The following is a 19819-nucleotide window of genomic DNA, read 5'->3' on the forward strand; positions in this document are numbered from 1 at the left end:
CTCAGGGTTCCCCTCACGGCTTTTCCCCCAAGCTAACCAGGCAGCCGCCCCCCCAGACTCGCCATGCACCCAAGCCGCGCACCCACCCATCGAGGCGCCCAGACCCTGCCCTGCACCCCGATACGAAGCCTCCCTGCGGTCTGGTGGTGGTTGTCAAGGCATCTTTCCCGCCTTGACAACCACCACCAGACCGTCAGCACAATCGGGCTTCGGGGTGCCCCACCGCCCCCTTCTTATGCGGCGCAGCCGCATAAAAAAGACCCGGCCCCCGCTGACAACGGAAGACCGGGCCGAAACCACCAAGATCAGATCAAACCGCGTCCGACATCTCCCCGACAAGAATGCTGTGGTGCAGCTTCCGCAGCGAACTCCCCGGCTCGATCCCCAGTTGCTGCACCAGATTCTGCCGAGCCGAAGCGAACGTCTCCAACGCCTCCGCCCGCCGGTTGGACCGAGCCAGCGCAGTCATCAGATACTCGGTAAACGTCTCCCGAAGCGTGTGCTCCTTCGCGAGCGCGGATAACTGTCCCACCACCTCGCGATGCCGCCCGATGAGCAACTCGGTTTCCATCAGCAGTTCCAGGCACCCAAGCCGGCTCTCCTCAAGCAACGTGGCGTACGCCTGCACATCAGAAGAGTCGGTGAAGCCCCCGAAAGCCGGGCCGCGCCACAGGTTCGTGGCCTCGCGCAGCACCTTCGCGGCCTGGCCGTAGCTGCGGTCCCAGTGCAGCGTGCGGCCCTGCTCGTACAGCCGGGTGAAGCGGTCGGCGTCGAGTTCGTCGATGCCGACGTGCAGCGAATACCCTCGCGGACTGGTGACCACCGGGCTTTCTTCCGCGTCTTTGCTATTGCCGCGCAACAGTTTCCGCAGCTGTGACACGTAGACGTACAACGCCGCGCTCGCTCGCGCAGGCGGGTGCTCTCCCCAGATCTCGCCGATCAGGTGCTCAGCGGTGACCACCTGGTTGTTCTTCGCCAGCAGCACGGACAGCAGGGTCTCGATCTTGCGGGCCCGCGGGGCGCAGACGCCGGGCCGGCCGCTCACTCTGATCTGTCCGAGAATTTCGTAGTTCAGCATGACTGCCCTCCGGTGTCTCTCGCGCCGGACCCGTCCGGCGGCGCCCCCAGCGCCGCTGCCTGCCGGTCCGATCCGGGTCCACCACTGGACCATAGCAAACCGGGAGGTCGGTTTTCAAGGTAAAACCGGGAGGTTGGTCTGTTTTGGCCCAGGCCTGCGGGATGACACCAGGTAATAGGGTGCGAAACCCTGGTAAACCGGGCGGTCGGTATGTCATGATGGACGGGTCGGAGAGCACGCGTTGTGTCCCTCCGGCGCGAGACGATGGGGAAGACGGTGACGAAACAGGCCCGTGCCGAGCTCACCAGGCTGATGCTGCTGGACGCCGCGGCGGTGCTGCTGCACCGGGACGGCTACGCGGCCACGAGCATGGTGGACATCGCGCGCGAAGCAGGCGTCACCAAGGGCGGCCTGTACTTCCACTTCTCGTCGAAGGACGAGGTGTGCGACGAGGTGCAAGCGGCGGCGGTCGCGGTCTTGCACGAGCACGTGGCGCGAGCTCGCCGGCGACGTCCGCATCTGCGCAGGCTGGCGGACCTGAGCCGGGCTTTGATGGGCTGGCTGGCCGAAGACGCGAAGGTGGGCGCGAGTTTCCGGCTCGCCCGCGAAATGGGCTCGAACGACCCGCGGTTCGTGACCTTCGTCCGCGCGTGGCTGGGCCAGGTGCGCGCGCACATCGCCGCGGCGCACGGGGCGGGCGAGCTGAGCCCGCACGTCCGCCCGGACATGGCGGCGCTGCTGGTCGTGGTGACGTGCGTGGGCCTGGAATCGGCGGCGGCGAGCGGCACGATCCCGGCGGGCACGGACCTGGCGAGCACGCTTTCCGAACTGTGGCGGGTGATCGAGGCGGCACAGCCGGCGGATTCGGCTGCCGCCGAGGCGACGGGCACCTGAGCGGCCTGCTCCCGGTCGCGCGTTCTTCGCGTCGCGGCGAGTCGAGCAGGCCCTCCTGGACGACAAGCCCGAGCGCCTGGTCCTCAGGACCCGCGGCACGGCGCCTAATTCACCAAACCGCACCAAGTGCGGCTCAGCAAACCGACCGCCCGGTTCTCTCCGGACGGCCAGTCCTCACTCGGCGTCGGCGGGAGGAGTCCCGGCCGCGTTGAACTTGTGCAGCCGCCGCGGCGGCACCACCGCGTTCAGGATCGTCTGCCACATGAAGGTGATCCGCTCGTGCAGGTCGGTCCGCCCGGTCAGCACCTGCGAACTGAGCTGGCTCCCGGTGAACGACGCGACCACGTACTGCGCGAGATCGTGCGCGTTGACGTCTTTCCGCACGTCGCCGGCCGCTTTCGCGGCGAGCAGCAGGCCGTGCACGGTGTCGATCCACTGCTTGTAGGCGTTCGCGGCCGGGGTGACGAACGAACCCTGCTCGATGACCAGCCGGATGCCGGCGCGCACGCGCACGTCGCTGCGCAGGCTGTGCCCCATGTTCTGAGTGAGGTCGATGGCCGTCTGCAGCCCAGGGTTTTCGATGTCGGCCAGCGGGTCCCACACGGAGAACTGCTCGCGGATCAACGCGTCCGCCAGCTCTTCCTTGGACCTGAAGTGAAAGTACAGCGCGCCCTTCGTGACCCCGGCCTCGGCGAGGATGTCCGACAGGCTCGCGCCGAGAAAGCCGACCGCGTCGAACCTGGACGCGGCCGCGTCGAGGATGGCCTTGCGGGTCTGCTCCGCGCGTTCCTGGCGAGCCACTGCGCACACTCCTTCCGGGGGAATCCGCGGGCCTGGACCGGCCACGCTGCCATGCCAGTCTACCTCCGCACCCGGTCGAGAAGCCAGAGAAAAAAAACCGGTAGGTAGGTATGGTTTTGTCCGCCCGTTTCCGCTAAAAATGTGGTGGGGGTACTGGGGAAGTACTTTTTTCTGGGAGGACCGACATGGTCGGTACATTGTTAGAGGAGTCTGTCAGAGGAACCTTCATCACCGATGGCGAAAGTTCGCCGGGCGCGAGCCCGGTCGACTTCCAGCAGACGATCCCGCGCAATCTCGTGCACCGCGCGGCCGTCTCGGAGGTTTTCGTCACCGACTTGAACATCGTGGCCGAGGGCCGGTTCGAAATCGGCGCGCAGTGGCCGCGCCGGCACGGCTTCTTCGGCCCGTGCGCTCCAGGGTCGCACGACCCCATGCTGTACGCGGAAACCTGCCGTCAGGCGGGGCTGCTCATCGCGCACCGCGCCTATGGCGTTTCGCTCGGCAGTGCGTTCATCTCCGACCGCAAGACCAGCTCTATCACCCCCGAAGGGCTGGTCACCGAGGGGCGGCCGATCGACGTGGTGCTGCGGGCGACCGCGCACGACCCGGTGTTCCGGGGCAAGAACCTCATCGGCATGCGGGCCGAGTTCGGCTGCTTCCGCGACGACGAACTGGTCGGCACCGCTTCGGAAACCTGGCGCTGCGTGTCCCCGGCGGTCTACCGACGGCTGCGCGGCGACCACTTCGCGGCGACGCCGTTCCAGGCCCGCGCGCTGCCCACGGTGGTCCCGGCGCTCGTCGGCCGGGACCGCGGGGAAGACGTGCTGGTCGCGGAGACCGCGGTGCCCGGCACCTGGTCGCTGCAGTTCGACCCGGACCACCCGGTCCTGTTCGACCATTCGGTGGACCATGTCCCGGGCATGGTGCTGATCGAGGGCGCGCGGCAGGCGGCGCTGCTGATGCTCGGCGATCCGCACGCGCTGCCGCTGCGCTCGGATTTCGAGTTCTCCGCCTATGTCGAGTTCGACTCCGAATGCCTGCTGGTGGCCGAGGAACTCGAACCCGACGCTGACGGATCTCGCGTGGTGCGGGTGGTGCTGGAGCAGAAAGGCCGCCCCGCGGCGACCGGCACCCTGGCGATGCGCAGGTCATGACTGCCGGCCTGGGGGCGGACAGTACGGCCGGGGAAGTCCTCCTCACCGGAGCGACCGGGTTCATCGGCTCGGCGGTGCTGCGGGCGTTGCTCGCCCGCGGCGCCGCGGTGCGGGTGCTGGCGCGGGGTGCGGTGCCGGAGTGGATCACGCGATCCGGCGCGCGGATCCACCGAGGCGACCTCACCGACGCCGCCGGACTGGCCGGGGCGTGCACGGGCGTCGCGACGCTCGTGCACGCCGCGTCCCGGATCGGCGGCACCGAAGAGGACTGCGCCGAGGTCAACGATCGCGGGACGGCCCGGCTCCTCGCGGAGGCGCACCGCGCGGGCACACGCCGCATCGTGTACCTCAGCACCTGCGCGGTCTACCGCGACGGCGAGCATCGAGGCGCGCTCGAGGACACGCTCGACCTCGCGCCCGCCTCGGCCACCAGCCGCACCAGGCTGGCCGGGGAACAGCAGGTCCGCGCCGCCGGCGGGATCGTTCTGCGGCCGCACCTGGTGTACGGCGACGGCGACCGGCACGTGGTCCCGGCGCTGGCGAAGTGGCTGCGGGCGGTTCCGGCGTGGGCGGCGGGCGGCACGGCTCGTACGTCAGTGGTCTCGTCGTGGGATCTCGCTGCTGTGCTCAGCGCGTTCGCGCTGGACCCGGCACTGGGCAGACCCGGCGAGGTGTTCCACGTGGCCGAGCCGGGACCGGTGCGGATGCGGGAACTGCTCGAAGCCGTCTGCGCAGTGCTCGACCTGCCGGTTCCGGGCGCTGACCTGCCGCTGCGCGAACATCGGGCGCGCACGCCGTGGCTCAGCGAGCACCAATGGTCGCTGCTCACCCGGGACCACTGGTACGACAGCGCCAAGGTCTGGAAGGTCACCGGAGTGTCCCCAGGACCGGGACTCGGCGTCCGGCTGGCCCAAGCCCGGACCTGGTATCGGGAAACGCTGGCAATTCCCGAGGCGGGCTGAAGATCGAATTCGGCGGAAAGTGATCGAACGAATTCATTCGGCGATAATGGCGAGCGGCCGTCCGGGAAATTCATCCCGGACGGCCGCCGTTGTTTCCGCGCAGTTCATTTCGGTGGCGGCGGGACCGGACAGGGCGCGAAGATGATCGGCATGTCCCGACGCGAGCTAGTCGTGCTCGGCTCGGCGAGCCAGACGCCGACCCGGCACCGCAACCACAACGGCTACCTGCTGCGCTTCGACACCGACGGCGTCCTCTTCGATCCGGGCGAAGGCACTCAGCGGCAGATGATGTATGCCGGCGCGACGGCGAGCGAACTCACGCACCTGTGCGTGACCCACTTCCACGGCGACCACAGCCTCGGCCTCGCGGGCATCATCCAGCGGCTGTCCCTGGACGACGTCGCGCATCCGGTGCGCTGCCACTACCCGGCGTCCGGCCAGGAGTACTTCGACCGGCTGCGGCACTCGACGGCGTTCCACGAACGTGCCGAACTGGTCCCGCTGCCGATCTCCGTGCCGGGTCCGCTGGGTGGTGCGCTGTCGGCGTACCCGCTGGAACACCGCATCGACTGCTTCGGCTACCGCTATGCCGAACCGGACGGAATCCGGATGCTGCCGGACGCGCTCGCCGCGGCAGGCGTCCAAGGCCCCGCCGTCCGGAAACTCCAGGCCGACGGCGTGCTCGAGACCGCGAAGGGCGTGGTCCGGCTGGAGGACGTGAGCGTGCCCCGCCCGGGTCAGGTAGTCGCGTTCGTGATGGACACCCGCCTGTGCGCGGGCGCGTTCGCCTGCGCGGACGGGGCGGACCTGCTGATCGCCGAATCGACCTTCCGCGCCGACGACGCCGACCTGGCCTACCGCTACGGCCACCTGACCAGCACCGACGCCGGACGGCTCGCTGCGGAGTCAGGTGCCCGGGAGTTGCTGCTGACGCACTTCTCGCAGCGTTACCCGTACGAGGAGGCAGACCGGTTCCGCGACGAAGCGGCGAAGGTGTTCGACGGTGAGATCCACGTGGCTCGGGACCTGGACGTAGTGCCATTGCCTCCGCGCCGGTGAGCAGCGACTGTCCGGCAGAATCGCGGGGATGCCGCGCCCGGTCGCTGCTGACCTGCTGGAAACACTCGTGCCCGGTGCCGCGCTCGCCTTGCCATGCAAGGGAATCGGCACCACGTCGCCCTGATGCCCGGCGTCGCCGCGGTGCGGATCAGCAAGCGCCCCCGATTCCGCCGCCGAGCCTGCCCCGCCGGGTCGAGATCCTTCGCGCGGTCGCGGCGGCCGTCTGCCGTTCGCCGTCCCCGGAGCCGCTCACGCCGGTCACCTCCTTCGGACACCGTGGCTCGAAGAGGCCCCGGCCAGGCTCGTCCACGGCGATCTCGGCTGACCGGCGGGCTCGGCTGACCGGCGGGCCCGGGGCTGACCGGCGGGCTCGGCTGACCGGCGTCCTCGACTGGGACCTGGCGAGCCTGGCCGCCCCGGCGATCGACGCCGCGCTCGTCCCGCCCTGGCCCGGCTCGGACGTCATGCGCGCACCTGCCGTACCGCCGCGCGTGGGCCTGGAACGACCTGATCAGCGTCGAGCACCTCCGCGCGATCTTCGTGGAGAAGCCGCTGACCAGCGTCGATGGCTTCTTTCGTGCCGTCGCGGCTTGGCTGGAGGCACGCGGTTAGCGGTTGCCCGGAAATTTTCTGGAAGATTTTTTGGCCGCGCTGTCGGATCGGCCCTGCGGTCTTCGTAGCAGTGGTGAAGCCGCCCGCAAGGGGCGGCACCGAGCCTAAGGAACCGCGATCATGAAGCTCACGACTGTGACCCAGTTGACCGTCGACGGAGTCGTTCAGGGCAACGGCGGCGCGTCCGACGAGGACCGCCGGAACGGATTCGAGCGAGGCGGATGGGCGCTGGGCAAGGGCGACCACGACACGCTGGCGTTCATCAACGAGACCTACCAGCGCGCCGACGCTTTCCTGTTCGGCCGGCGGACGTACGACCTGTTCGCCGGGTCGTGGGGAGCCATGAGCGCCGCGGATGCCCCCGGCCGGGAGCCCATCGTGCGGGCGCTGAACGAGCGGCCCAAGTACGTGGCCTCGGCGACGCTCACCGACCCGAAGTGGTCCGGCACGACGGTCCTGTCCGGCGACCTGGCAGCCGCCGTCGCGGACCTCAAGGCCGCACCGGGCGGAGAACTGCAGGTGCACGGCAGCGGATCCCTCGTCCAATGGCTGCTGGAACAGGGCTTGGTCGACGAGATGATCTTTCTCGTGATCCCGGTGATCGTCGGACAGGGCAACCGGCTGTTTCCGCGGAACGGCCCGGATCTGGCGCTCGATCTGGTTGAGTCTCGAGTGGACACGAAGGGCGTGACGACCCAGGTCTGGCGCCCGGCCGGGCGTCCGCAGTACGCGGGCCGCTGACCTCAGACCTCAGACACGACGGGAGACGATCCTCGGATGCAGTACCTGATTTCCGTGGTCCACGACCAGCCCACCCTCTCCACGCCGGAGGAAGACGCTGCGATCGACGTCTTCAACGAGCGCCTCCAGACCGAGAACCACTGGGTCTTCGCCGGCGGCCTGGCCGCGCCGGAAACCGCGACCGTCATCGACAACCGGGGTGCGGAGGCGATGGTCACCGACGGCCCTTTCCTGGAGTCCAAGGAGTACCTGGCCGGTTTCTGGGTCATCGAGGCACCCGACCTCGACGTGGCGCTCAAGCTCGCCGCCGAGGGGTCGAAGGCATGCAACCGGAAGGTCGAGGTGCGACCGTTCCTGTGAGCGACGTCCGGGAGGCGATCACCCGTGCCCACCGCGAGGAGTGGGCCCGGGTGGTCGCCGGCTTGACCAAACGCTTCGGCGACCTGGACATCGCCGAAGAATCGGCCGCCGAGGCGTTCGCGACCGCTGTCGAACGGTGGCCTGCCGACGGCGTGCCGCCGAACCCCGGCGCCTGGCTGACCACCACCGCCACGCGCAAAGCCATCGACCGCATCCGCCGCGAAAACAAACGCGACGACAAGCAAAGGGAGGCCCAGCCGGTGTACGACACGACGCCTCCCACTCTTATCGACGACGACCGCCTCCGGCTGATCTTCACCTGCTGCCATCCCGCGTTGGCGGCCGAAGCCCGGGTCGCCCTGACCCTGCGCATGGTCGGCGGCCTGACCGTGCCGGAGATCGCCCGCGCCTTCCTGGTGTCGGAAAGCACCATGGGACAACGGATCACGCGAGCGAAAGCCAAGATCAAGGCCGCCCGCATCCCCTACCGAGTGCCGTCCGCCGAAGACCTCCCGGCTCGCGTCTCCGGCGTCCTCACCGTGCTGTTCCTGGCCTTCAACGAGGGCTATCTGGCCACCGGTCCCGACACCGATCCCGTGCGCCAAGACCTGACCGCCGAAGCGATCCGGCTGACGCGCCTGATCCGCGCCCTGCTGCCCGACAACGGCGAGGTGACCGGCCTGCTGGCCCTGATGCTCCTCACCGAAGCCCGCCGCGCCGCCCGAGTGTCTCCCAGCGGCGAGCTGGTCGCCCTGGACGAGCAAAACCGTGCCCGGTGGGACGCGACGCTGATCGCCGAAGGCCACCGCCTGGTCCGCGAACGCCTCGCCGCCGGGGTCGCGCCCGGCCGGTACCAGATCCTGGCCGCGATCAATGCCGTGCACACGTCCGCGCGTGACATGCGGGACACTGACTGGTCGCAGATCCTCGCCCTCTACGAGCAGCTGGTCCGCGTCGACCCGTCCCCGATCGTCGCCCTGAACCGAGCCGTCGCGGTCGCCGAACTCGACGGCCCGGAAGCGGCGCTGGAGCTGGTCGACCGGCTGGAGGACCGGTTGGCGGGCTATCACCCGTACCACGCCACTCGCGCCGACCTGCTGCGCCGATTGGGTCGAAATCCGGAGTCACGCGCGGCTTACGAGAAGGCGATCGAGCTGGCGGGCAATACAGCGGAGACTGCCGCGTTGTCTCGTCGGCGAGACGAGCTGCGGTAGCGCCATTCGAAGGGCCGTGGCGAGGAGTCGTCGGGTGCCTTGCGGGAACGCATCTGGTGCGGCGGGCAGCACCACTCCGAGCGCGGCCAGTCCGACCAGCGACGCGGCCCACCGACGACGCGGCCCACCGACGATGCGGCCAGTCCGACCGGCGATGCGGCCCACCGGCGATGCGGCCAGTCCCACCGTCGATCAAGTTCGCCCGTGCGTAACCGACCTTCCCTGCACATGCCCGGAACGCGCGCCAGTCAGCAACCTGAGGTGCGCACGTGCCGGTGCCCGCTGACCGGGAATTCCGGCGGCGCGGGCGGCAGCAGTTCGTCGAGGACGTAGCCGCATTTCTCCGCGACCCGGCACGAAGCCGGATTGTCCTCGGCATGCAGCAAGTCCAGACGGCTCAACCGGACGAGCTGTTGCGTGCCGAGCGCCCATCGCGACGTGGCTTCCAACGCCCGGGCAGCGATGCCCTGACCCCGAGCCGCGGCGGCAATCCAGTAGCCGACTTCGGCGGTGTCAGCAGCCCGAACCTTCACGACGACGTGGCCGAGAGGCGTGTCGTCGTCGGCCGCCACCGCGAAGCTGAACTGGGTTGCGGAGTCCCAGCCTGAGGCCTGTGAGTCCAGCCATCGCCGAGCTTCGGCGTCGTCGGTGAGAGGAGTCATCAACCGGCGCCGCAGCAGGGGATCTCGATGCGCGGCGACCAGAGCCCGCCGATCCTCTTGCCGCCACGGTCGCAGCCGCAAGCCATTGGGTCCGGGGATGGACAAGACAACCGTCATGATCGGCCATTCTGCACCGCGTCACAGCGGGACAAACGCCGACCTCGCAAGCCCGCCCGGACAGTGTGCACCCCGCCGAACGACCTGACCGACAACCCCAGCCCGCAGCTCACCGATCCCTGCTCGGCACATGCTCCCAACCACAACCCTCCCAACGGCAACCCTCCAAACTGCAACCCTCGGAACCGATCCCTCCAAACCGCCGCCCTCCGGACCCGGTCCGCCCAGACCGCAACGCTTCGGACTCCGGTCCGTCGGAGCCCGGTCTGTCCGAACCGCCACTCTTCGGAGCCGGTCCGTCCGGTCCCAGTCCACCCAGGCCGCGACGCGTCGAGCCCGGTCCGTCCGAGCCTGGTCGGTCTAGACCGCAATCCTCCTGACCCGGTTCGCCCGAACCCAGCCCGGCCGAACCGCGACGCGTCGAGCCCGGTCCGTCGGAGCCTGGTCCCGTCTAGACCGCAACCCTCCTGACCCGGTCCGGCCGAACCCAGTCCGGCCGAACCGCGACGCTTCGAACCCGGTCCTTCCGAACCTGATTCGCCCAAACCACCACCCTCCGAATCCCGGCCGTCCCAACCCAGCCCGTCCGAGCCAACCTCTCGATCCAACGCCCTCCCTTCAACCCAGAGCCCTTGCAGCCAGCACCTCCTCCCGGCACCGGCACCGGCACCGCCAATTCGCCATCACCTCCCCAAAACCCCGGCACTCACCTCCTCATCGCACCCTCTTCCCGCCACCCCAAGATCGTCCCATCCGCCACCGACAATTCCGGGCGGCGTGTCGTCCCCCGCCTGTCCGGAGCCCGTCCGCGCCCGTGACAGACTGCCGGGCGATGTACACGCCGTCTGATCTCGCTGACCTGCTCGAATGCGAGCACCGGAGCATCCTCAAGCAGGCACTGGCGGCGGGGATACCCGGCGCGCCGCGGCCCACTTCCGCACCCGATCGGCTGGCGGTGAAGCACGGGCGGGCGCACGAGGCGGCCACGCTCGGACGGTTGCGCAGCGAGCGGACTCAGGTCGTCGAGATCGAGGAGCACGATCCGGTCGTCGCGGCGAAGGCCACCGAGGAAGCGTTGCGCGCGGGCGCGCCGGTGATCTACCAGGCGGTGTTCCACGACGGCGAGTTCTCCGGCCGCGCCGATTTCCTTCTGCGCGACGACCAGGGCCGCTACGAGGTCTACGACACGAAGCTCGCCCGGCACGCCAAGCCGTCCGCGGTCGTGCAGCTCACCGCGTACGCCGACGCTCTGCGCCGCGGCGGCTGGCCCGCCGGGCCGGAGATGCACCTGCTGCTGGGCGACGGCAGCACGCGCAGCCTCCGCGTCGACGACTTCCTCCCGCTCGTGGACCGGCTCCGCGACCGGCTGCAGGACCGTCCTCCGCAGCTGCCGGACCGGATCTGGGCTGACGAGCGTCCGGCGTGCACCGGATGCGCGTTCGCCGAGCACTGTTCGTCCGCGCGCGAGGCCGACCGGGACCTGTCGCTGGTCGCCGGGATGCGCAGCGAGCAGCGGCGCAAGCTGGTGACCGCCGGGCTCGGCACCATCGACGCGCTCGCCCGCGCCGAGCCCGCCGACCGTCCGCGCGACATGTCCGAGGGCACGTTCGCGTCGTTGCGCGCGCAGGCCGCGATCCAGGTCCGGCAGGACGAAACCGGCGAGCTGGCCTACGAAATCATCGCCCCGGACGCGCTCGCCGAACTGCCCGAAGCCAGCCCCGGCGACGTTTTCTTCGACATGGAAGGCGACCCGTACGCCCTGGCCGGCACCGGCCTGGAGTACCTCTTCGGCGCGGTCACCCCGGACGAGCGCTTCATCCCGTTCTGGGCACACTCGCGCGCGCAGGAGAAACGAGCGTTCGAGGAGTTCATCGACTTCGCCACCGCACGGCTCGCGGAACACCCCGACGCGCATGTCTACCACTACGCGCCGTACGAGGTCACGGCGATCAAGCGGCTCGCTGCCATCCACGGCACGCGGGAGGAAGCCGTGGACGAGCTGCTGCGCAGCGGCGCGATGATCGACCTGTATGCCGTGGTACGCAAGGCTTTGCGGGTTGGACAGCGGTCGTATTCGATCAAGTATTTAGAACCACTGTACATGCCGGAAGCCCGCGCCGGCGAGGTAAAAACGGCGGTGTCGAGCATCGAGGCGTACGAGGACTACTTGACGCTCTCGTCGGCCGGAAACACCGAACAGGCCGACGAAGTGCTGCGCGGTATCGCGGACTACAACGAGTACGACTGCGTCTCCACGTTGCGCCTGCACGAATTCCTCCACCGCGTGCGCACCGAAGCCGGAATCCCCCTGGCCGAGCCGGAGCCAGAGTCCGAAGTGGACGCTCTGCTTCGCCGCACCGAGGAAGAGGAAGCCGCCCAGCGGCGAGCCGAACGCGCCGCCGCGATGGCAGCGCTGGTCGACCCGCTCCTGGACGGCCTCCCCGAGGACCCCGCGGACTTCACTCCCGACGATCACGCCCGCGCGCTGCTGGCCGCGTCCGTCGGCTATCACCGCCGCGAGACGAACCCGGCCTGGTGGGAATTCTTCCGGCAGCTGGCCGCCCCGCTCAGCGACCTCGAGGTGGACACGACCTGCGCGGTCCCGGTGTCGGTGACCGCGGGCGAGTGGGTGCCGCCGTCCGGCCGGTTGCGCACCGCGAAACGCACGCTGGTCGTGAGGTGCGATCCGGACCGTCCGCATCCGTTCGCGCCCGGCGACGACGTGCGCTTGCGTTACGGTGCCGATGCTCGCGACGCGAAAGTCGTGTCCTCCACGGCTGTCGAAGTGACGCTGGAGGAGAGCAGCGCCCCGGACCGGACGTCCAACGACCTTCCCGCGGCGGTCCTGCCGGGCAGCCCGGTCCGTCCGTCGCCGAAGGACGAGGCGGTGGCCGATCTCGCCCGGCTGGTAGGGGAAACTCTGCCCGCGCTGCCGGCACACCCCGGCGTCGACCTGCTGCGCCGCATCCCCCGATTGCGCGGCGGATTGCCCGAACCGGGGGAAGATCTGGTCGCCACGGTGATCACCGCGGTCGACCAGCTCGACGGTTCCGTGCTCGCCGTCCAAGGTCCGCCCGGAGCCGGAAAGACTTACCTGGCCGGGAAACTCATCGCGCACCTCGTGCGTTCGGGCCGGACAGTCGGCGTCACGTCGAACAGCCACAAAGCGGTCGAGAACGTGCTCTCGGCGGCCATGGAGAACGCGCCGGAAATGGCCTGCGCCAAGCGCGCGAAGCGGACGCCGGACCCGTCTTTGCCTTGGGAGCAGCCGAAAAACAACACCGCGCTGGTCCGCTGGCGCGAAGAACACAACACCGGTCACCTGGTCGGCGGCACGGCGTGGACCTTCGCCAACGCCGCCGTGCGCGAGGAACCCTTCGACGTTCTCGTGATCGACGAAGCCGGTCAGTTCGCCCTCGCGGACGCGCTGGCCGTGTCGATGTGCGCGAAAAACCTGGTGCTGCTGGGCGATCCGCAGCAGCTGCCGCAGGTCGTGCAGGGCACGCACCCGGCAGGCGCGGAGGCGTCGGCGCTGGGTCACCTCATCGGCGAGGCGGACATCATCCCGCCGGAACTGGGCTATTTCCTCGACCTGACGCGCCGCATGCATCCCGCCGTGTGCGCGCCGGTTTCGAACCTGTCGTACGCGGGTTTGCTGCACTCGCATCCCACCGCGGAACGTTCGATCGACGGCTTCCCGTCAGGTCTCTATCTGGCATCGGTCGAGCATCGCGGGAATACCACGCGGTCAGTGGAAGAAGCTGAGCAAGTGGTCTCGGTGATCAAGTCGCTGCACGGCCGTTCGTGGGAAGGCCGGCCGCTCACTGACGCCGATTTCCTTGTGGTAGCCCCGTACAACCTGCAGGCGCGAGTGGTGACGCGCGCGTTGTCCGACGCTGGTTTCGGCGACGTCCGGGTCGGCACGGTCGACCGGTTCCAGGGCCAAGAAGCACCCGTTGTGGTGACGACCATGACCTCGTCGTCGGCGGTAGACTTGCCGCGAGGCCTTGATTTTCTGTTGTCCCGCAACCGGTTGAACGTCGCTCTGTCACGCGCGCAGTCCGTCGCGGTCCTGGTGTGCTCTCCGAAGCTGCTCGAAGCCGACATCAGGACGGTGGACCAGATGCGGCTGGTCTCCGGAATGCTCGGGTTGCTCCGCGACGCACGCGAGTGGATCGACGACGTCCGTGCAGTGGCTGGCTGAATCCGCAATCCGGCGGAACTCACAGACTGGTTGGGCCCGGAGATTGGCTGAACCTGCGGTTCGGCTGGGCCCGCAGTCTGGTTGGGCCTGCGCAGTCTGGCTGAACCCGGAGATTGGCTGAACCTGCGGTTCGGCTGGGCCCGCAGTCTGGTTGGGCCTGCGCAGTCTGGCTGAACCCGGAGATTGGCTGAACCTGCGGTTCGGCTGGGCCCGCAGATTGGCTGGGGCCTGCGCAGACTGGCTAGGCTCGCAGTCTGGCTGAACCCGGAGATTGGCTGAACCTGCGGTTCGGCTGGGCCCGCAGATTGGCTGGGGCCTGCGCAGACTGGCTAGGCCGCAGTCTGGTTGAGCCCGCAGTGTGGCCGAATCCGGAGACTCGCCGAGCCGGGGTGCCGCCCGGCCGGTCCGGTCGGGATCCGGCGGCCGGGCGGGCACATGTCCCCGCTCGCGCGACCGTGGGGGAGGGGTGGCGCGGCGAACGAGGTGGTCGGGGCGCCCCGCGCGTCCGGCCTGCGGGAGCCGGAGCGGGGGCGCGGGAGCCCCGTCCGCGCGGGGCACTGGGGGAGACGCCGCGACGGACGGGGTGGCTGGAGAAATCTGCGTGTTCTGTCCGGACGGTCTTGTCGCGACTGCCTGCCGCATCAACGGGACCGTCCGGCAGACCGACGGGGTTGCCCGCCGCATCGACGGGACTGCCAGGCAGGCCGACCGGGATTGCCCGGCAGGCCAACGGGGCTGTCCAGCAGGCCGACCGGACCGCCAGGCGCGCAGACCAGGACTGTCCCTGCCGACCGCTGGGGCTGCCCGGCACACCGACCGGGGCCGCTGGTGCGGCTGGCGAACGAACTCGATTTATCCGGTGAACAAAGGCGACCGCTCTTCAGGAGAACTCTGCTCAGTACAACTCGTTGCGGGCCAAGAACATTCCCGCGGCCGGGGGTGTGCTCCCGCTCCGTCCGGACCGGCTGGGGGTTACCGGCCGGCGGGAGCAGGAGCACCGGATCCCGTTCCGCGTCTGGGGGGAGCAGGCGCGCGGAGCGGGTGGTTCTGCGCCGGTACGGGGGCCGCCTCGCGGCGAGTGGCACGACCAGGCTCCGGCCGAACCGGTATTCCTGGAAGGCAGAAGGTGAGGCCCGGGGGCACCTCCGTACCGACACCCTGTACAACGCGCGGACCGCGCGAATGTTCCGGCCCCATCGGGTGATCTGGGTCGCCACCCGTCGAGGGACCGTTTGGTCGGCCCCCGGTAAGCAGACGACGCGCGAACCTCGATCAGGTTGCCCCGCCTGGGGGGTCGCTGTGCCCGCGAGACCCGGCACGCCGAACACCGTTACTCGGCCGAACCGTCCAGGGGCGGCCGCGCAGACCTGCGCGGCAGTCGACCACCGTCACCCACCTACGAACTTGTTCGTAACGAACATGTTCGTTAGACTGGCCGGAGTCACCCACGTAGAAACGGAGCAACCCATGACCATCACCATCGTCGGCGCCGGCCTCGGCGGTCTCAGCCTCGCCCGCGTCCTGCACGTCCACGGCATCGAAGCCACTGTCCTCGACCTCGACGCCTCCCCGTCCGCCCGCGCGCAGGGCGGCATGCTCGACATCCACGACGACTCCGGCCAGGTCGCTCTCCGCGCCGCGGGTCTGCACGCCGAATTCAAGGCCCTGGTCCACTCCGGCGGCCAGGAGACCCGCGTCTACGACCGCGCCGTCACCCTCCTGCTCTCCGAAGCGGACGACGGCAGCGGTGAGCGGCCGGAGGTCGACCGCGGAGCCTTGCGCGATCTCCTCCTCAACTCGCTGCCGGAGGGCACCGTCCGCTGGGGCGCGAAGGTCACCGCCGCGGAACCTCTACCCGAGGGCCGACATCGCCTCACCCTCGCCGATGGCACGTCCCTCACCACGGACGTGCTCGTCGGAGCCGACGGCGCCTGGTCGCGAATCCGTCCACTGGTCTCGCCGGGAAAACCGGCGTACACCGGGATCTCCTTCGTCGAGATCGACCTCCTCGATGCCGACTCCCGGCACCCGGACGCGGCAGCTCTCCTCGGCGGCGGCATGAGTTTCGCGCTCGGCGAGGACAAAGGCTTTCTCGCACACCGCGAGCCGGACGGGAGCCTGCACGTCTACGCCGCCGTCCGCGTCCCGGAAACCTGGACCGCGTCCGTCGACTTCACTGATCACGCCGCCGCCAAGGCCGCCGTGCTGAGCCATTTCGACGGCTGGTCCGACCGGCTCCGCGCCCTGGTCGCGGACGCGGACGGCGACCTGACCCCGCGGCTGATCCACGCGCTGCCCATCGAGCATTCATGGCCGCGGGTGCCTGGCGTCACGCTGCTCGGCGACGCCGCGCACCTGATGTCGCCATTCGCCGGAGAGGGCGCGAACCTCGCCATGCTTGACGGTGCCGAACTGGGGCTCGCGCTCGCCCGGCACCCAGGCGACGTCGAACGCGCGCTCGCCGAGTACGAGGCCGCTCTGTTCCCGCGCAGCGCGAAATCGGCGGCGGAGTCGGCGCAGAGTCTCGAGAGCTGTTTCCGCGCGGACGCACCGGCGGCTTTGCTCGAGCTGTTCGGAGCCTGACGTCCATAGTGGACGCATGTACTACTTAAGCGGTACCCGGATCGAGCCGTCAAGCCGATCCGGGCTGGGCCGTTCCGCTCGCACAATGGGTGCAAGCCCGCTGTGAGAGAGGAATCTTCTGATGACCGCCGCCCTGGCCGACACTGTCCATGAAGGCCTGCAGTTCGCCGCCGTCGCCGGGATCGCGCTGCTGGTGGCGTTTCCGGTCGTGCTGTTCATCGGCGCGCTGGTGAGCGTGCTCGGCAGCCCGCTCGGTGCCGGGATGAAGTTCATGTGGGTGGTCTTCGCGTTCTGCGCGCCGTTCCTCGGGCCGATGCTGTGGTTCCTGGTCGGCAAACGGAGCGCGGAAGCCTCGCTTCGCTGACACAAGAGGTCAGTGGGGCCCGGTTAGCGCTGGCGCGGACGCGGCGCTCGTCGGGACGAGTGCCCAAACGGTCACCCTGACCGGCAAACGTTTCGCGACCAGGTGTGCCTGACCGTCAGCGGCGGGTTGATCACGCGGTACCACGTTGACGAAGACAGCCTCGCCGAGGCATTCGCCGGATGAAGCGCCGGGCAGCCGGAGCGGACATTCCGCCTGGCTGCCCGGCGTTTTCGCGCGGTCAGGAGACGTTCAGGTCGATGCAGGCGTAGAAGGCGTTGCCGGTGTCCGCGATATTCCACACCGCGAGCACCTTCTGCTGTCCGGTGTAGCCGCTCAGGTCGACCTGGTGCGACAGGGTTTCCGGCGGGGCCGAGTCGTTGCCGCTGAAGCTCGCGACCTCGGTGTCGCCGATGAAGTACTCGAAGTCGGTAGTGCGGTGGCGCGCGGTGAACACCCAGTTGAAGGTGACCTGGGTGCCGACCGGGGTGACCGTCCAGCCCTTGCTGTCGTCGTCGAGGTCGGCGAAGCGGTCGTTGCCGCCGCTGCAGCTGTGCAGCCCCTTCGGGCCCTCGACGCTCTGCGGTTCCCATTTGATGTCACCGCAGGACACCGTTCCGTCCGCGCATTGGGCCTGTCTGCTCGGCGGAGAGTTGACGTAGCCGTGCGCGCTGGCGATGCCGGGTCCGATCAGCATCAGCACCGGGGCGAGGATCGCGCCGCCGAGTGCGGTGAGCATCGTGCGTTTGCGGGGCATGGTGGCTCCTTCGAAGCCGGGCCCGCTCCCGCGCCGGAGGGCGGCCGGCCGAGCCACGGCACGACCGACGAGCCCGCGGTGGGGTGGTGCGCGGGCGGAGGGGTGGGGAGAATTGTGGTCTAGACCATACTCGGCTGCCCGCACTGAGTCAAGGATCAGCTACTCTGCGTCATCTATACACGGGATACTGTATGCAATAGGATGCGGGCGAGAACGCCGACCGCAGGGAGACCGCGATGTACACGGTGACCGACCCGGCCACGGGTCAGCTGATCGAGGAGATCGAGAACGCGACCGACGCCGAGGTTCGCGAGGCGATCGAGCGCGTGGGCAACGGATATCGCCGCTGGCGGGACCGTCCGGTAGCGGAACGAGCAGCGATCGTCGCGCGAGCCGCGGACCTGTTCGAGGAGCGCGCCGACGAACTGGCCGCCGTCATGACCCTGGAGATGGGCAAGCGGATCAACGAGGGCCGCGGCGAGGTCGGGATCGTCGTGGACATCTTCCGCTACTACGCGGAGCGCGGCCCGGACCTGATCGCCGACCAGCCGCTCGCGATCCGCGGCGGGTCCGCGGTGATCCGCAAGGAACCGATCGGTGCGCTGCTCGGGGTGATGCCGTGGAATTTCCCGTGTTACCAGGTGGCCCGGTTCGTCGCGCCGAATCTGGTGCTGGGCAACACGATCCTGCTCAAACACGCGTCGATCTGCCCGCGCTCGGCGCTGGCGATCGAGAAGATTCTGCACGAAGCGGGCGTACCGGACGACGCTTATGCGAATGTCTTCGCGTCCAGTCGTCAGGTGCCGATGATTCTCGCTGATCCGCGCATTCAAGGCGTGTCCCTGACCGGCAGCGAAAAGGCGGGCATCTCGGTGGCGGCCGAGGCGGGCCGCAACCTGAAACGCTGCGTGCTGGAGCTAGGCGGCTCGGACCCGTTACTGGTGCTCGACACCGCGGATCTGGACGAAACGGTGCGTACTGTTGCGACCGCCCGGATGCGTAACTGTGGGCAGTCCTGTAACGCACCTAAGCGGATTATCGTCCAGTCTGACCTTTATGAGGAATTCGTGGACCGCTTCACCAAGCGGGTCGCGGACTATTACGTCCCGGGTGACCCGTCGGACCCGTCGGTGAAGCTTCCTCCGCTGGCTTCCGTCGCCGCTGCGGACGAAGTTGCCGGTCAGGTAGCGCGCGCAGTGGAACAGGGCGCGACCTTGCGGACCGGTGGCCGTCGCGGTGAGGCTGCTTATCTGGAAGCGACTGTCCTGACGGATGTCACGCCGGAGATGGACGCTTACCGCGAGGAAATCTTCGGGCCGGTGGCGATCTTGTTCCGGGCGGAATCGGATGATCACGCGATTGAGATCGCCAACGACTCGCCGTTCGGTTTGGGCGCGGCAGTGTTCGGCACCGATCCGGCCCGGTTGCGCCGTGCCGCGGACCGGCTGGAGGCGGGAATGGTGTATTTCAACAAATCCGGCGGGTCGCAGGCGGACTTGCCGTTTGGCGGGATCAAACGCTCGGGAATGGGGCGGGAGCTGGGACCGTCGGGGATTGAGGAGTTCATGAACCAGAAGTCGATCCGGCTGTGAAGCGCGCTGTGCCAGACCGCCTCGCGCCGACGTCAAACGCTGGTCCACGTCGCTGCAGGGCGAGGTTTCTGACCTAAGAAGTTCGCAACAATCCACCCAGCCACCCCAAAAACACCTGCTGCACATCCGCCCGCACCCGGTCCGGGTCGTCCGCATTGGCGATCATCCGAGCCGCCTCCATCACCGCGGCCAGCACCAGCTGCGCCAGAGCATCCACCGGCGTATCGACGATCAACCCAGCCTCCCGAGCGGCCGCCAGGTGTTCCGCGACCAGCCCCAAGCCGTACTCGGCCTCTAGGTCCCGCCAGGCGTCCCAGCCCAGCACGGCGGGGGCGTCGGTCAGCGAGATCCGCCGGACGTCCGGTCGCAGGCAGGCGTCCAGGAAAACGCCCAGCGCGGAGGAAAGCCCGGAAAGCGGGTCCGGTGCGCCGTCGAGGACTTCCGAGACCTCGGCGGTCAGCTCCCGTTCCAGCACTTCGACGACGGCTTGGAAAAGCCCCTGTTTGTCGCCGAAGTGGTGGTACAGCGCGCCCCGCGTGACGCCTGCCGTGCGAGTGATTTCTTCGGCGGGCACGTCGTGGTAGCCGCGTGCGCCGAAGAGGTCTCGGGCGGCCTTGATCAGTGCGGCTCGCGTTGCGTCGGAGCGTTCTTGCTGGGTACGTCGCACG

General features: G+C 69.0%; 16 protein-coding genes. 11 read left to right on the top strand and 5 right to left on the bottom strand.

Features of this window, described 5'->3' with window-relative positions; genetic code table 11:
• Nucleotides 1–310 precede the first annotated feature (310 nt).
• On the bottom strand, nucleotides 311–1078 hold the full coding sequence (locus H5411_RS31875) for an AfsR/SARP family transcriptional regulator (protein WP_101438262.1): 768 nt from the start codon (nucleotides 1076–1078) through the stop codon (nucleotides 311–313).
• 276 nt (nucleotides 1079–1354) lie between these two features.
• Here H5411_RS31875 and H5411_RS31880 point away from each other — a divergent pair, with 276 nt between their 5' ends.
• Nucleotides 1355–1972, top strand: a complete 618-nt coding sequence (locus tag H5411_RS31880; protein WP_244194759.1) for a ScbR family autoregulator-binding transcription factor — start codon at nucleotides 1355–1357, stop codon at nucleotides 1970–1972.
• 174 nt (nucleotides 1973–2146) lie between these two features.
• On the opposite strand, the gene H5411_RS31885 is transcribed toward H5411_RS31880, so the two are convergent.
• Nucleotides 2147–2773 (bottom strand): ScbR family autoregulator-binding transcription factor, encoded by a 627-nt coding sequence (locus H5411_RS31885; protein ID WP_101438263.1) that lies wholly within the window; start codon nucleotides 2771–2773, stop codon nucleotides 2147–2149.
• A 197-nt stretch (nucleotides 2774–2970) separates the two neighbouring features.
• On the opposite strand from H5411_RS31885, the gene H5411_RS31890 reads away from it, so the two are divergent.
• From H5411_RS31890 to H5411_RS31920, 6 genes are all read left to right on the top strand, one after another.
• Entirely contained in the window at nucleotides 2971–3927 is a 957-nt protein-coding gene (locus tag H5411_RS31890) for a ScbA/BarX family gamma-butyrolactone biosynthesis protein (RefSeq protein ID WP_244194760.1), read from the top strand.
• The gene (locus H5411_RS31895) at nucleotides 3924–4889 is read left to right on the top strand and encodes an NAD-dependent epimerase/dehydratase family protein (RefSeq protein ID WP_208637448.1); all 966 of its coding nucleotides are present in this window, start codon (nucleotides 3924–3926) and stop codon (nucleotides 4887–4889) included. The genes H5411_RS31890 and H5411_RS31895 overlap by 4 nt, the downstream gene beginning before the upstream one ends.
• A 150-nt stretch (nucleotides 4890–5039) precedes the next feature.
• Complete coding sequence (locus tag H5411_RS31900) at nucleotides 5040–5948, top strand: ribonuclease Z (protein WP_101441136.1); 909 nt, start codon at nucleotides 5040–5042, stop codon at nucleotides 5946–5948.
• Between the two features lie 732 nt (nucleotides 5949–6680).
• Complete coding sequence (locus H5411_RS31910; RefSeq protein WP_101438265.1) at nucleotides 6681–7301, top strand: dihydrofolate reductase family protein; 621 nt, start codon at nucleotides 6681–6683, stop codon at nucleotides 7299–7301.
• A gap of 36 nt (nucleotides 7302–7337) precedes the next feature.
• Nucleotides 7338–7661 carry a YciI family protein gene (locus tag H5411_RS31915; RefSeq protein ID WP_101438266.1) on the top strand — a complete coding sequence of 108 codons (324 nt, stop codon included), beginning with the start codon at nucleotides 7338–7340 and terminating at the stop codon, nucleotides 7659–7661.
• Complete coding sequence (locus tag H5411_RS31920) at nucleotides 7658–8875, top strand: RNA polymerase sigma factor (protein ID WP_183125966.1); 1218 nt, start codon at nucleotides 7658–7660, stop codon at nucleotides 8873–8875. Before H5411_RS31915 ends, H5411_RS31920 begins: the two co-directional genes overlap by 4 nt.
• A gap of 248 nt (nucleotides 8876–9123) precedes the next feature.
• Here the strand turns inward: H5411_RS31920 and H5411_RS31925 are convergent, their stop codons facing one another.
• On the bottom strand, nucleotides 9124–9654 hold the full coding sequence (locus tag H5411_RS31925; protein WP_101438268.1) for a GNAT family N-acetyltransferase: 531 nt from the start codon (nucleotides 9652–9654) through the stop codon (nucleotides 9124–9126).
• 832 nt (nucleotides 9655–10486) lie between these two features.
• Here H5411_RS31925 and H5411_RS31930 point away from each other — a divergent pair.
• The 3 genes from H5411_RS31930 (at nucleotide 10487) to H5411_RS31940 (ending at nucleotide 16805) form a co-directional block, all read left to right on the top strand.
• Nucleotides 10487–13858 carry a TM0106 family RecB-like putative nuclease gene (locus tag H5411_RS31930; protein ID WP_101438269.1) on the top strand — a complete coding sequence of 1124 codons (3372 nt, stop codon included), beginning with the start codon at nucleotides 10487–10489 and terminating at the stop codon, nucleotides 13856–13858.
• A 1467-nt stretch (nucleotides 13859–15325) separates the two neighbouring features.
• Complete coding sequence (locus H5411_RS31935; protein ID WP_101438270.1) at nucleotides 15326–16441, top strand: FAD-dependent oxidoreductase; 1116 nt, start codon at nucleotides 15326–15328, stop codon at nucleotides 16439–16441.
• Between the two features lie 121 nt (nucleotides 16442–16562).
• Nucleotides 16563–16805, top strand: coding sequence for a PLD nuclease N-terminal domain-containing protein (locus H5411_RS31940; protein ID WP_101438271.1), 243 nt, complete (start codon nucleotides 16563–16565; stop codon nucleotides 16803–16805).
• A 238-nt stretch (nucleotides 16806–17043) separates the two neighbouring features.
• Here H5411_RS31940 and H5411_RS31945 read toward each other — a convergent pair whose 3' ends face one another.
• The gene (locus H5411_RS31945; RefSeq protein WP_101438272.1) at nucleotides 17044–17559 is read right to left on the bottom strand and encodes a lytic polysaccharide monooxygenase auxiliary activity family 9 protein; all 516 of its coding nucleotides are present in this window, start codon (nucleotides 17557–17559) and stop codon (nucleotides 17044–17046) included.
• A 236-nt stretch (nucleotides 17560–17795) separates the two neighbouring features.
• On the opposite strand from H5411_RS31945, the gene H5411_RS31950 reads away from it, so the two are divergent.
• Nucleotides 17796–19151 carry an NAD-dependent succinate-semialdehyde dehydrogenase gene (locus tag H5411_RS31950; protein ID WP_101438273.1) on the top strand — a complete coding sequence of 452 codons (1356 nt, stop codon included), beginning with the start codon at nucleotides 17796–17798 and terminating at the stop codon, nucleotides 19149–19151.
• Between the two features lie 73 nt (nucleotides 19152–19224).
• Here the strand turns inward: H5411_RS31950 and H5411_RS31955 are convergent, their stop codons facing one another.
• Nucleotides 19225–19818, bottom strand: coding sequence for a TetR/AcrR family transcriptional regulator (locus H5411_RS31955; protein WP_183125967.1), 594 nt, complete (start codon nucleotides 19816–19818; stop codon nucleotides 19225–19227).
• Nucleotide 19819 lies beyond the last annotated feature (1 nt).

The organism is Amycolatopsis echigonensis (assembly GCF_014174495.1).
Lineage (GTDB): Bacteria > Actinomycetota > Actinomycetes > Mycobacteriales > Pseudonocardiaceae > Amycolatopsis > Amycolatopsis echigonensis.